This window comes from Microcystis sp. M113S1 (genome assembly GCF_020246945.1).
Classification (GTDB): Bacteria; Cyanobacteriota; Cyanobacteriia; order Cyanobacteriales; family Microcystaceae; genus Microcystis.
In genome coordinates this window covers 1-13,712 of record NZ_JADBSA010000274.1, presented here as the reverse complement: position 1 = coordinate 13,712, position 13,712 = coordinate 1, and the positions used below count along the sequence as shown (strand labels likewise).

Annotated in this window: 9 protein-coding genes, 1 other RNA gene and 1 pseudogene; 6 read left to right on the top strand and 5 right to left on the bottom strand. The window is 44.9% G+C overall.

The window, feature by feature from the left end; all coding sequences use genetic code 11:
• Together IM319_RS22550 and IM319_RS13800 are read left to right on the top strand one after the other, a co-directional pair.
• A pseudogene (locus tag IM319_RS22550) lies at positions 1–125 on the top strand (RNA-guided endonuclease TnpB family protein); the annotation flags it as partial.
• A gap of 58 nt (positions 126–183) precedes the next feature.
• Positions 184–1,374 (top strand): HEAT repeat domain-containing protein, encoded by a 1,191-nt coding sequence (locus IM319_RS13800; RefSeq protein ID WP_287735952.1) that lies wholly within the window; start codon positions 184–186, stop codon positions 1,372–1,374.
• 190 nt (positions 1,375–1,564) lie between these two features.
• Here IM319_RS13800 and IM319_RS13795 read toward each other — a convergent pair whose 3' ends face one another.
• Together IM319_RS13795 and IM319_RS13790 are read right to left on the bottom strand one after the other, a co-directional pair.
• Positions 1,565–3,607 (bottom strand): B12-binding domain-containing radical SAM protein, encoded by a 2,043-nt coding sequence (locus IM319_RS13795; RefSeq protein WP_287735951.1) that lies wholly within the window; start codon positions 3,605–3,607, stop codon positions 1,565–1,567.
• Between the two features lie 155 nt (positions 3,608–3,762).
• Positions 3,763–6,003 carry a glycoside hydrolase gene (locus tag IM319_RS13790; protein WP_287735950.1) on the bottom strand — a complete coding sequence of 747 codons (2,241 nt, stop codon included), beginning with the start codon at positions 6,001–6,003 and terminating at the stop codon, positions 3,763–3,765.
• Positions 6,004–6,672: 669 nt separating this feature from the next.
• Between IM319_RS13790 and IM319_RS13785 the strand changes: the two genes are divergently transcribed.
• Both IM319_RS13785 and IM319_RS13780 read left to right on the top strand, forming a co-directional pair.
• On the top strand, positions 6,673–6,966 hold the full coding sequence (locus tag IM319_RS13785; protein WP_287687109.1) for a hypothetical protein: 294 nt from the start codon (positions 6,673–6,675) through the stop codon (positions 6,964–6,966).
• 87 nt (positions 6,967–7,053) lie between these two features.
• Complete coding sequence (locus IM319_RS13780) at positions 7,054–8,124, top strand: WD40 repeat domain-containing protein (protein WP_287735949.1); 1,071 nt, start codon at positions 7,054–7,056, stop codon at positions 8,122–8,124.
• A gap of 16 nt (positions 8,125–8,140) precedes the next feature.
• On the opposite strand, the gene rnc is transcribed toward IM319_RS13780, so the two are convergent.
• Both rnc and rnpB read right to left on the bottom strand, forming a co-directional pair.
• On the bottom strand, positions 8,141–8,845 hold the full coding sequence (rnc, locus tag IM319_RS13775) for a ribonuclease III (RefSeq protein WP_287735948.1): 705 nt from the start codon (positions 8,843–8,845) through the stop codon (positions 8,141–8,143).
• Positions 8,846–9,039: 194 nt separating this feature from the next.
• An RNA gene (gene rnpB, locus IM319_RS13770) (RNase P RNA component class A) lies at positions 9,040–9,479 on the bottom strand.
• A gap of 291 nt (positions 9,480–9,770) precedes the next feature.
• Between rnpB and IM319_RS13765 the strand changes: the two genes are divergently transcribed.
• On the top strand, positions 9,771–10,598 hold the full coding sequence (locus tag IM319_RS13765; protein WP_287735947.1) for an alpha/beta fold hydrolase: 828 nt from the start codon (positions 9,771–9,773) through the stop codon (positions 10,596–10,598).
• On the opposite strand, the gene IM319_RS13760 is transcribed toward IM319_RS13765, so the two are convergent.
• Positions 10,576–11,730: a histidine kinase gene (locus IM319_RS13760; protein ID WP_286825602.1), complete on the bottom strand. Its 1,155-nt coding sequence runs from the start codon at positions 11,728–11,730 to the stop codon at positions 10,576–10,578. The genes IM319_RS13765 and IM319_RS13760 overlap by 23 nt on opposite strands.
• Before the next feature lie 147 nt (positions 11,731–11,877).
• Between IM319_RS13760 and IM319_RS13755 the strand changes: the two genes are divergently transcribed.
• Positions 11,878–13,467 (top strand): glycoside hydrolase family 57 protein, encoded by a 1,590-nt coding sequence (locus IM319_RS13755; protein WP_287687113.1) that lies wholly within the window; start codon positions 11,878–11,880, stop codon positions 13,465–13,467.
• The last annotated feature ends 245 nt before the right edge of the window (positions 13,468–13,712 follow it).

Genomic DNA, 13,712 nt, shown 5'->3' with positions numbered 1-13,712 from the left:
AGGGATTAAGTAGCGTGGGGCGCACGCAAACTTTACACGCTTCGGGAGAGGTTCCCTCTTGGTTGGTTGGAGAAATCCTGCTTGCTAACGGAGACTCAATGAACGAAGAATCCCCGTCTCTTTAGAGCGGGGAGCGTCAAATTCTTAGGATAGGTAGCACGAAAATCGAGGCCATTTCTCACGATGCAAGCTCTGCTAGAAAAAGCTCAGATAGCGTTGAATAAAAAAGACTGGGAGACAGTAAACGCCAGCATACAGCGACTTTTAAACCAAAAAGATGCTATTGAACCGATTATTAACGATGAAATCCTCGATTTAGCCCTAGAAGCTTTACAACAATGCGATTTTCAACAGCGATGGGAGATAGCGAAACTATTTCCTCAAATCGGGCAATCGGCGATCGCTCCTTTAATTGCCCTGTTAGAATCCGAAGAACAAGATGGGGAAATGCGCTGGTTTCTGGCGAGAATTCTCAGTCAATTTGATGATCGAGCCTGTATTCTCGCTCTCAGTCAATTATTGCAAAGATCGGAGGAGGAAGCAGTTAGCCAAATGGCTGCGGCAGCTTTAGCTAATATCGGCAGTTCTGCGATCTCTAGTTTAGGACAATTACTGTCCGACTCGAACAGGCGTTTTTTAGCCGTACAAGCTTTATCACAAATTCGCCGGCCAGAAATTGTCGAACCGCTTTTAACCGTAGTTAAGGATGAATCTAGCGCCATTCGGGCCATGGCGATGGAAGCTTTAAGCAGTTTTCACCATCCCCAGATTACTGCGATTATCCTCGATGCTTTACAGGACCCAGCTATCGATGTGCGACGGGAAGCAATTAAAGCTAGTAGTTACCTAGGGTCAAATTATCCCCAAGCAGATTTAGTTAACCATCTGCAACCGCTGTTATTCGATATCCACCTCGATATCTGTCAAGAAACGGCGATCGCTCTCGGTCGTATCGGCACAGCAACCTCAGCCAAAGCTTTAAATCCACTCCTGCAATCTTCCTTAACTCCCGATAGTTTAAAATTAACTGTAGTTCGAGCATTGGGCTGGATCGAGGATGGGGAAGCTTTAAATTATCTAGAAAAGGCTTTATATAGCGAAAATGTCTTAATTTGTCGGGAAATTATCGCTATTCTCGGCCGGCAAACCTGCCAGAAATTACGCCGACAAGCAGGGGAAATTCTCGGTAATTTTTATCACTCCCGTCCCGCGATCCTTGGTGATACGGGAGTTAAACAGTCTCTAGCGATCGCTTTAGGAGCATTAGATCGGGATAATAAAAGTATTTTGCTGACTTTAGCAGCCGATGGGGAGGCGATCGTCCGTCTCCATGCTCTCAGCGCCCTGAAAAAGCTAGATCATGGGAATATTTAGGGTTTGCTGAATATCGGTGAAAGCCTTGTCAGCACTTTCAAACCCCCATCTGTCAAGTTTTCGAGCAGATGTTGCAATCTAATAGAAGTCACCGAAAATTAACCCCAGAAAAAATAAAGCACCCGACCAGATGATCGGTGTACTGCTACGGGGTGTCTTCGGCACCGCCCTAAGTTTCAGGTTAGCCTATTCAAATCTGTGCTAGAAAGGCGTATTTGGGATCGAGCCGAACATCAATAGCATAGAAATAATAGTGTAATAGTGTCACTTGTTTAAGAGAGAATTCCTGCTGCACCACCTCAAACACTGAAGTTTCGCTAGTATAGAATTTAATTAATTTAGAAACCGTAAGGTAGGATGATGGGGGTGGATATCCTTCGGGGTCAACAGGCAATTTCAGCTTCTCAAAAACAGGTATCATTTCTTGGCGATTGACCGAGAAAACTGTGTGCAAGATAAAGGCAAGGATGGCATTGCCATCATCTTGGTCTAATTCAGTTTCCTTGATTAACTGTTTTAACTTGGAGCTTTCCTGATGTAACAAGGCGTATGCCTGTTCCTGCCAGTAAATTGGGTTGAGCGTTCCTAGATCTGGGTGTTCTACCCAGGGAGGCAGTGGAACTCCTTCTAAGCTAATACCCTTGAGGCAAGACATCAATTCCTCTAGCTGTGAGAAATCTATGCTTTGGACAAATAAACGCCAGTTGCGTGTTAGTCTGTAGTATCTAGAGAGAAAAGTTTCCCGCGCATATTGCATGAAATTGTGGACTTCGGCAATCCCCCCAAAATGATGTAAGAGTTTGGAATTGTAGTAATAGGATGGGTGAAATAGCGTTTTGGGAGTCTCCTCATTTTGAGTAATCGTAATCACTTGTTGTCTGGCCTCTTGGGGAAGATTATCAAGGCATTCATAAACCCTTAAAGCGGGATAACTATCGGCCTCATCAAACTTTAGATCAAGCTGATTTTTGGTAAAAGTTTCTAAGGTGGTACGAATAGAGTCCAGTGTTGCGTATGGATTTCCTAGCCATGACCAAAGTACCCAACGGGGTTGTCGTCTTTCGGCGAACTCTGGTTCTTCATTGAGTTCCATCAGATTTTTGATATGCTCTAGAGCGTGCCTAACCCGATAGGGTTCCCGCATCTGTTTTAGGTTTTCATCGCTCAAGGTTGAAAAGGGTGCGCTCTGTTCAATCAACAGCCCCGATCTCAAAAGCAGTCGAAATTCATCTTTATTGAATTTCACAGGTAGAAAGTAAGAACGCCAGAATATTGGATTGGCTAATGTTTCGTTAATGCGAATCACTCTTTCAGCCAACTCTAGAACATGATCCTTGGCAAAATTCAGTTCAGAGCAAATAAACCAGTAATACCTGAGACCATAGCGCAGTAAGTTGTGAATTTCAGCCTCGATAACATCGAGATTTCGTAACTGGACAGTAGTTCCCTTTACCTTTGGTTCACAACAAAAGACACAAGCGCAAGGACAACCGCGAGCTATTTCAATGGCAATGGAAATTCCTGTGTCTTTATAGGAACCGAGACCCGGAACACTTTCAAGATGGGCGTTTCGCAGGGTGCGTTCCCCATGAAAGCGGAATATTTCGTCAATAATGTCTTCGGAGTATTCTATATCGTCTAAAGGCCCCCAGAATACCCGTTGATTCTGCTGCCACTTACCATTAGCACGATAGACTAAGTTGGATATTCCCTCAGTTCTACCCTGGAGAACTTCGTCAAAGTGCCGGAAAAATTCGTCAGGTTCACCAAGAATACCAAAATCAGGTTGTAAATACTCGGCGGCTGATACAGAGTTAACAGTGAAATTAAAGCCCCCAACAAAAATCTTGGCATCGGTTAGTTGACGCACGTGTAAAATCGCCGCACGAGTTTCTTCTACTGGAAACCAAGGATTTTTGGCAGGAGTTTTGGCATCAATGCTGATGTAATTATCAGCCGCAACGGAATCTGCTTGTCGAATCGTAAAGGCAACGGCACGGGGTTGGTGGTTCCTGATCAGTTGGGCAATACAATCAAGCTTGTGTTGTAGGCTCAACTCCAACCCATCCCACCGAACAACAGATAGCCCCACCCGTCGAGCAAGTGCAGATACTTGAACAAAAGCGTAAGGATAAACTGGCCGACCAGGCAGATTGCTCAGGTTAATAAAGAGAATATCAACAGGTTTTCGGGGTCGAATGCCTGTATATGCAGGTAGCGCACAGTTAGTCATACTTAGACAATTTCAATTTATTTTTCCTATAGAAATCTATCACGAGTAGCCCCAGTAAGACCGCTCTAATACTGGATTCTTTAGATGGATCATCGATCTGTCTTTTCACTGATTACTGATTACTGATTACTGATTACTGATCACTGATCACTGATTTAAGGTCTTTGCAGGAAGATTAATTCTTCAACGGGGAGGAAATCATAGTATTGACCTTGATTGGCTAAAACTGCGATTAAATGGAGACGAGCATCGGGTTCAATGTGTAATCCTTCCCAAGGGACAGCAATCTCCAAACATTGATTAAAAGAAGCTTTGGCACTACTAGGAACTCGCTGCCAGGTAAAATATTCTTGAGCGACTTCTAACCAAGTAAATTCCGTGATTAAATTAACTCCTAGATGATGATGATAACCGTAATCGAGGGGCGATCGAGGAGGAATATCTGTTAGGGGAATTGGACTTTGCAGACGATGCACTTCATCATAATACCAATATAAATGCACTTCAGGCGGGATATCTTTGCCTAATTCTGCCCCCGGTTTCCAATCGAAACGCAGATAAAAATTGAGGTGATCCCAACCGAAAAAGACCCTTTGTACTAACGAGACCCGGTGCATTGTACCACTGGCTCCACCAATTTCGATCCGTCCAGCTTTATCCCAATCCTGTTCGTCTCCAAAACCGTCGATAATGGGGTGAATGAAAGCCTCAGGACGATTACTTTGTTTGCTACCGTGTTCTTCCACCGGTTCGAGCAAATAGGAGGGAATTGGCTCATTTAAAGCTTGATACAGAGCGATCAGGTGTTCGCGGAAAAGTTGGTCAAAAATTGCGTCATGATTGGAGGAATGGCCATAACCAAACCACCAAAACCAATCGGAACCCTCCGCTGCATACAATGCTTCCCACGCGTCGGGGTTATTATCTTCCGTCGCTTCCGGGTGATTAGCGAGGGTTTGACGGGCTAAAATTAGATATTCCCAAGCTTTATTTTTAGCGGGATCGCCGATCCAAGTGGTAAAATTGGCATCGATCCAAGAGCCGCTATGAAGTTTATTGACAGGGATTTTTGCATTAGCGGGAAAGCGATCGAGATATTCGGAGACGGTGACTAATTCGATCTCTTTATGGTCGCTTAAAAGTTGATAAAGGTTCTCTAGGAAGGGTAAACCGTCTTGATGATAGTTTTCCCAACAGTTTTCGCCATCTAGCGCAATGGTAACTAACCAGGGTTTTTCTAGCGTCGTGGTTTCTGCGTTGGTTTTCAGTTGTTCGGCGATCGCTTCTAGGCGTTTAACTAAGTCTGTAGCGGCCTCTTGCGCTTTCATGCCACTATAGCTAAATCCGATCAGATCCGAGAGACGATGATCGCGGAAAACCATCGATAAATTGCCGTTGCTAGTTTCCAGAAGGTAGGGACGATAAAGCAATTCTGGTTCGCTAATATTGCCTTTTTCGTCGCGATGAAAGTAATGTCCCAGAGACCAACCTAACACCCCCTCATCGGAACATAACCACTGAAAACCCTGTTTAGCGACAGCGGGGAGAATCGCGGGACTAACGGATTGTTCCGAGGGCCAAAGTCCTCGAGGATGTTTATCAAAGCGATCGATATAGATTTGCCAAGCTTTCCGGAGATGACGGGAAATATCTTCAGGATAGTGGAAATATTGCCGAGGAAGGGTCATATTCGGCACTGCTACCCGGCCGGCTTCCGAGTTGGCCAGCAGGGGTAAAATTGGATGGGTGTAGGGACTGGTAATGATTTCTAGTTGTCCGGTTTCCTGCATTAACCGGTGTTGCGGCAAGATACGACGCAGAATTTGACGCTGTTTGGAGATAATTCGCTGGCGATCGCTTAAAGTGAAGTTTTTTCCCTGTTCTAACCAGGCAGCGATTTCTGGGTCACTGTGAAAGATAGGATCGATCCAAGCGAGGTTATGCCAAGCTAAGAGATCGCTATAATCTTGCAGATTCCAATGGCTAATACACCAACTATGACCGTTTTCTTGACGCTGTGCGTATAATTGCCCGTAACGGGGGTGCGGATCGATCAGGGTACGATGGTTAGCATCGAAAAAGTGTTCGAGGATAAAGTGTTTTTGTGCCAGGGTTAACTGCGCTTCCGGGGTGACGGTGAGAGCAAGATAGGGGTCTATCGCTAGTCCGTTGACGTAATCCTCTAATTGCAGGATTAAAGAGGGGACAAGGTTGACAGTTTGGTGTAATTTGGGAAAACGTTCTAGAATCAGGATTAAATCGAGATAATCTTTCACCCCATGCAGTCGCACCCAGGGTAAGCGATATTGTCCCGAAGCATCGGTGCGAGTTTGACAGGATTTGTAGAGGGGTTGGTGTTGATGCCAAATAAAAGCGACGTAGAGAGGATAGGCCATGATAATACCGAGGAAAAGTGCATATAACAGGCTTTTAGTCCGTTATTTAGATAATAATGGACAATAAAGCCCATTATAGATTCTTAAAAGTTGATTTCGGTCACTACCATAATCCTATCAACTGGTTTTGAAGGGGTATCGTCTCTTTGTATTTGTTAAAGGATCGGATTCTCTGGGGGTGATTATTTGCAGTTCAGCAGTAGAATCTCTAATATTATTCGGCCTTGCTGATTTGATATGCGAATCTTCTTTTCTGGGATTTTTAAACCTAGATGCAAACTAACTTTTGTCTCCGATAGCTACTATATCAGCCTATCAGAGCCGAGTTTTCAGTTCACTGTTTACTAGACCTCCTGCAAAAGTCAGTTATCGAGCCGCTATCAGTTCAAAATATCGAAAACTTGAGATAAATTTGACATAATCTTAGGTTTTATGGTTTTAGTAGTTGTCTCTTGTCTTTTTTCTCCTCTTGTCTCGGATTGTCCTCACCTAAAAGAAGATTTTTGATTTTTGCACGAGACATACTGTTCACTGATTACTGATTACTGTTCACTGATTACTGTTCACTGTTTACTGTTCACTGAAAACCCCCCATCACCTCGATCGACAACATTTTTCAGGATGATAGGATAAGCTGGAATTATCGAAACCGTAGAAATAATAGATAAAATGAGTAATCTCCTCTGGCCGCGTTTTCTCAAGAAAGCTTACCGTCAAGAACCAATAACTAGCTTTATCTTTACCGCAGCGGCAGTAGATGTCATCATCGGGGTTGTAGGACAAAGATGGACACTGCTATCTTTAGGGGCAACGATTATGGCGATCGCTATTTTAGCCCGGTGGCAACAGAGCCAAAAAAGCAAGGTAATCAACAGAGAAGAAGCAGCAAGATATTATTTACCGCCCCAATCGGGTCAAGTGGCTTTACCAACCCTGAAAAACGAAAAAAATCGACCTTCTTAGCTCAAAAATCTCACCTTGCTTGGCAACCAATCCCCTCAAAGGCTAGAATCTATAGCACCGTTCATTTGTTAATATTCAACTAAATTTATGAAATTCCGATTTATCGGTGGGGAGAAACTTGTCGGGGCAATTGTGGTCAGTGTTCTAACCACGCTGACAATTGGGCAACATCAGCTTAGTCATGCCCAAAGTCCTATTGCCCCCCCTAAACCCGCGGCTGAAAGTGGCGAAAAAACCCCAGAAACTATCCTAGTAGAAGGTTTAGGCAGACTTACCCTCGCTAAAACCTTAGAAGGGCAACAATCCACCCCTAATGCTGTGATTTTCAGCCCCGATAACCAATTGGTTCTCGCTGGTGGTAGTGATACGGATCCTCTCCTGAGAATTTGGTCAGTAAAAACAGGGCAAAAAGTCTCCCAAACTCGCGCCCAAAGAACCAGCGTCAAAGCTTTAGCCATTAGTCCCAACGAAAGATTATTAGTTAGTAGCGGTTTAGATGGTTCCATTAATTTTTGGAATCTGGTGGAAGGCAAGTATTTAGGAGTTGCCCTCGAACACGGTAATACTGTCCTCGCCCTCACCGTTACTCCCGATGGTAAAACATTAATTAGTGGTGGTTTGGAAGGAATTCGCCTCTGGACAGTGCAACCTCCCCGCCGTCCCCTCTATCGTTTAAATTGGGTGGGTAATTTTGTTTATTCCCTAGGGGTGAAATCCGATGGTGTCACCCTTGCTAGTGGTCATGAAAACGGTGAGGTAAATTTTTGGGACATCCGCGAGGGCAAATTTTTATCGAAATTTTCCGCCCATCCCCAAGCGGTTAGCAAGCTTTTATACACTCCCGACGGTAAAAATTTAATTACGGGTAGTTTAGACCGCACGATTAAAATCTGGGATACGAGCAATAATAAGTTATTATTTACCCTCATCGGTCATACGTCCCGAATTCGCTCCCTCGCACTCCATCCTAACGGACAAATTCTCGCTAGTGCCAGTAATGACGGTGTGCGTTTATGGGATGTGACGACGGGTAAACAGTTGGCCTGGTTTGATAATAATTCCGACTGGGTGGAATCTCTGGCTTTTAGTCCCGATGGGCAGTATTTGGCTAGTGGTAATTATGATCTTAAAATTCGCCTCTGGCAATTCCTCCGTTAGGTAAAAATACCTTCATTTAGCCTTTAACCACTTCTAGAAAAGCCGATTTCGCCGCTGCCTGTTCCGCCGCTTTTTTGCTTCTGCCGGTTCCCACTCCTAATTTCTGCTCATTTAACCACACTTCCGCACAAAAACGTTCTTGATCTAAACTATTGATTTCTTTTACTAAATATTGCGGCAGTTTTTTGTATTTTGCTTGTGTCCACTCCTGCAAGGCATCCTTATAATTCTGTCGGGCCGGATCTCGACGAATTTCGGCCGCTTTTTCCCTTAGGGGTTCATCTAGCCAAGAACGCACTAAAACCATAGTCTGTGTACTAAGATATAAAGCCCCCAAGACCGCCTCAAAAGCGTCTGCTAGTCGGGAAATTCGCCCCGCATGATCAATACTTGTACTATTTGATACCAACAAATAACGCTCGAAACCGTAGCGATCCGCAAATTCCGCCAGAGTGCGATCGCTAACCATCATCGATCGCAGGGCGGCAAATTCTCCCACTAGCGCCTCCGGATAGGTTTCTAACAATACCTCCGCCGCCACGAGTCTTACCACAGAATCGCCCACAAATTCCAATTGTTCATAATTCTTATCACGGGAAATACTGGGATGAGTTAGAGCTAAATCTAATAAATCCCACCTGACGGGGACATCAGCCGATAAACCCAGCTTTTCCACTAGGGTTTTTAATTGTTTTTGGCGACGCGGATCACTTAAGGACATGGGAGCGGGAAGATGGGGGATGGGGGATGGGGGATGGGGAGAATAAATAAAAGCAATCTCCTATCTCCTGAATACTGACTCCTGACTCCTGATAACTAACTCCTGAATACTGATAACTGATCACTGATAACTGATCACTGATAACTGATCACTGATAACTGATAACTGATCACTGATAACTGATAACTGATAAAGGAGAGAGTCAGACATAAGCCGAATTCTGTATTTCCCAACAGCAGTAAAATCGCTTTTACCTTTGTTGGAATAGAGGTTATCTATCTGGGATAATTGTTACCAATTACCTCAAGCGGTTCCTAAAAAAGGGACAGGAAAAAGACCAACCTTTGTCCCTCCACCTTGCTCCCCACCGGGGTTTACCGAGTCAGTACCTCTCGATACTGCTGGTGCGCTCTTACCGCACCTTTGCACCCTTACCCCCAATCAGTGATCAGTTATCAGTGAATTTACTTTCGTTACTGTTTACTGATTACTGAAAAAGGAGGCGGTATTTTTCTGTGGCACTATCCTCACGCTCGCGCGCACTGGACGTTATCCAGCAAGTGTGGTCTTTCGGGAGTTCGGACTTTCCTCGGAATCATTGATCAAATGATCCCGCAACCTCTAGACCAACTCTCTCCCATTCTCTAGTATGACTTACCAGAGACTCGATCGCTCATATATCCCAGTCAATAATCAGTGATCAGTAAACAGTAAGCAGTGAACAGTGAAAAGACAGTAGGAAACTGCTATTTAATACTGCTCGCTTAAGCTGTTCGTAATTTAAATTGCTTGGGCCAGACGAGGCACTCTTGCGCTCTTGCACTCTTGCAACAGTAAAGGAATTGGAGGAGATTCGGCTAATCTAAGAATAAGCGGTTTAAATACGTCTTAGCTTAACTGATAACTGATAACTGATAACTGATCAATGTCGATCGATCTAAACGTTAACATCAAAGGTAATGGCTATCCGCTCCTCTGTCTGCACGGTCATCCCGGTTCGGCAGCCAGTATGTCTGTATTTACCGATCATTTTTGCCAACGCTGGCAAACCCTGGCCCCGGATCTGCGCGGCTACGGTAAAAGTCGTTATCGCCGCGATTTTCAGCTAGAAGAACATCTAGAGGATTTAATCGGGCTGCTCGATCGCCAAAAAATCCAGCAATGTTTAATTCTCGGTTGGTCTTTGGGGGGTATAATCGCACTGGAATTAGTATTGCGGCATCCGGAGCGCTTTCCTGGTTTAATTCTAGTGGCCTCGGCCGCGCGGCCTTGGGGTAGTCATCCTCCTATCACCACCACAGATTTAGTTTTGACGGGGATTGCGGCAATTCTCAATCAGATCAAACCGGGATGGCGTTGGAATATTGATACTTTTGCTCGTCGTTCCCTGTTTCAGTACCTTTTTTCACAACATCAAGCGATCGCCTATCAATACCTCGCTCAAGATGCTGTTCCTGCCTACTTACGCACTTCTCCATTTGCCGATCGCGCTTTAAATCGGGCTTTAAAAAAAGGTTACAATTGTTTAAAATCTCTTGACAAAATTACAATTCCCTGCCTAGTTCTGGCGGGGGCAAAGGATCGCCATATTACCAGTGCCTCGAGCCAAGAAACGGCCGAAAACCTGAAACTGTCTGGGTGGAAATGTTACCCAGATACGGCCCATCTGTTCCCCTGGGAAATCCCCGACTTAGTTTTAGGGGACATTGATGCTTGGTTAGCGGAGCATTTTAGCGATAAACTGGCAGGGTGAAGTGAAAACTACTGCCGTGGTCGGGGACACTATCCACCCAAATTTGACCGTAGTGGGCGCGAATAATCTTGCGACAGACCGATAAACCGATGCCATAACCTTCTTTACCCTCATCCCGTTTGAGACGCACATGACCCTCAAAAATATGCTCTTGTTTTTCTTCGGGAATGCCGGGGCCGGTATCACTGATGCTTACCTGTACTTTTTGAGTAGTACGATGGAGGACAGAAAGGGTAATTGCGCCGCCAGCGGGGGTATATTTGATCCCATTCTCCAAGAGATTAATAATCACCTGTCGGATTAACTCCTCGTCAGCATAGACGGGGGGCAGATCTTGGGGGATATCGCTTTGGAGAATTAAAGTCTTTTCCTGAAAAGTATCGGTAAATTGAGACAAAATTTCCTGACAGAGGGATTGGAGATAAAATTTACTCTGTTGGAGAGTGAATTGCGCCGCCATGCTCTTAGAAGCTTGCAGAATATCCGTAATCAAACGGTTCATAATCCGGAACTGTTTGCGGGCCTGTTGGTGCAGTTGTTCTCGTAATTGCAGACTGCGCTCCGTATCTGGTTGATGATAGGCTAATTCTAGGGTTTCCACAGCGATGGAAGCAGCGGTGAGAGGGCTGCGTAAATCGTGGGCTAACATAGCCAAAATTTGGTCTTTAAATTTTAATTGTTCTAATAATTCTTCCTTTTCTTGTTTGAGACGAAAAACCTCATCGGCGATGCGGATGAGTTCGCCCGAATGTTCCACCTCTTGAACTTGTGCATCCTCAGCGTGATGATTTTTGACCTCCTCTTTAATCGCTTTTTGCCAGCGTACCAACCATTTTTTAAACTGTTCCACCAGATTACTGCCCGCGAGGGTATGGCGGGGGACGGGGGCAATTTTGACCAAGGCGGGGGTAGCTACAAGGCGAAAATGTTCGACTAAATGAGGCTGCTGGCGAATTTCGATAATTTGTAGGTCAATCGGGTAATCAGACTTTAAAGACTGGAGATAGGACTGAATTTGACGGATAATTTCTTGAGAACTGGGACGGTCATCAACAAACAGCAAAAGTTGAATCGAGAGAGGCGACAACGTCTCTCTCCCTAAAGCAGTCAGTGGCTCGTTAGATGGGAGCATCGGAAAATTAGTAAACCTAGGGATTGACGAGATCGATCGACGATCGATCGACTTTTATCATATTCTTTATTGTAGAAGCTTAAGATAGTATAAAATCTACTCAACCTAATCTTAAAGTTTTATTCCTTAATTCTAAGAAGAAATCCTATGGCTTTTGGCTATGTTGCCCTAGTTCTCCACGCTCATCTCCCTTTCGTCCGCCATCCCGAAAGCGATTACGTCCTCGAAGAAGAATGGTTATACGAAGCAATCACAGAAACCTACATCCCTCTGCTGCAAGTTTTTGAAGGTCTCAAGCGGGACGGTATCGATTTTAAAATGACCATGAGCATGACTCCGCCTTTGGTGTCGATGCTGCGGGATCCGTTACTGCAAGAGCGTTATGAAGAACACTTAGGTAAGTTAGAAGAATTAATTGCTAAAGAAATCGACCATAATCAACACAATGGCCATATTCGCTACTTAGCCGAATATTACGCTGAATCTTTCCAAAGTATCCGACAAACTTGGGAAAAATACGATCGAGATCTGGTCAAAGCTTTTAAACAATTCCTCGACAGTAATAACCTAGAAATTATCACCTGTGGTGCGACTCACGGTTATATGCCCCTGATGAAAATGTACCCGCAAGCGGTCTGGGCGCAAATTGAGGTGGCCTGTCAACACTACGAAGAAAATTTCGGTCGTCGTCCCAAGGGCATTTGGTTGCCGGAATGTGCCTACTATGAAGGGGTAGAAAGAATGTTAGCCGATGCGGGCATTCGTTATTTCCTCGTCGATGGCCACGGTATTCTCTACGGTCGTCCTCGCCCCCGTTACGGCAGTTACGCGCCCATTTTCACGGAAACCGGGGTGGCTGCTTTCGGTCGTGACCACGAATCTTCTCAACAGGTTTGGTCTTCCCAAGTTGGTTATCCGGGGGATGTGGTCTATCGGGAATTCTATAAAGATTTGGGCTGGGAAGCGGAATACGAATATATTAAGCCCTATATCATGCCCAACGGTCAACGCAAGAATATCGGCATCAAATACCACAAAATTACTAGCCGGGACGGTGGTTTATCGGAAAAAGGGCTTTATGACCCCTACTGGGCCAAAGAAAAAGCCGCCGAACACGCGGGCAATTTTATGTATAATCGCGAGCGGCAAGTGGAGAGTTTAGCCGGAATTATGGGCCGTCCTCCCCTTGTTGTTTCTCCCTACGATGCCGAGTTATTCGGTCACTGGTGGTATGAGGGACCCTGGTTTATTGATTTTCTGTTCCGTAAGTCTTGGTATGACCAAAATATCTACCAAATGACCCATTTAGCCGATTATCTCCGGGCTAACCCCAATCAGCAGGTCTGTCGTCCTTCCCAATCCAGTTGGGGTTATAAGGGTTTCCATGAATACTGGCTGAATGAAACTAACGCTTGGATCTATCCTCACCTACACAAAGGCACGGAACGGATGATTGAATTAAGTCATCATGAAGCGGAGGATGAATTGCAGGAACGGGCTTTAAATCAGGCAGCCCGGGAGTTATTATTAGCACAATCTTCTGACTGGGCCTTTATTATGCGAACCGGTACAATGGTTCCCTATGCTGTCCGGCGCACTCGTTCCCACCTGCTGCGGTTAAATAAAATCTATGAAGATGTGAAATCCGAGAAGATTGATGCCGGTTGGTTGCAAAAAGTCGAGGAAATCGATAATATTTTCCCCAATATTGATTACCGTGTCTATCGACCTCTGTAATCTGGGTGAATAGTATCGATAAAAAGGGAGGTTAGTTAGGGTTTGCGGCAAAAAGTTTTTCGGTGGTGGCAGGGTGTGGGGTGTGGGGTGTGGGGTGTGGGGTGTGGGGTTTTACCAGTTTTGAGGTGGCCAATTACCTAATTTTCAGGGAAAAAGTGCCTAAATTTCCCCCCGATCACTCCCATATCCAGTACTTTTTGATTGACAAAAGGTCTAAAAGTCTTACCCAACAAGGTTTTTAGATT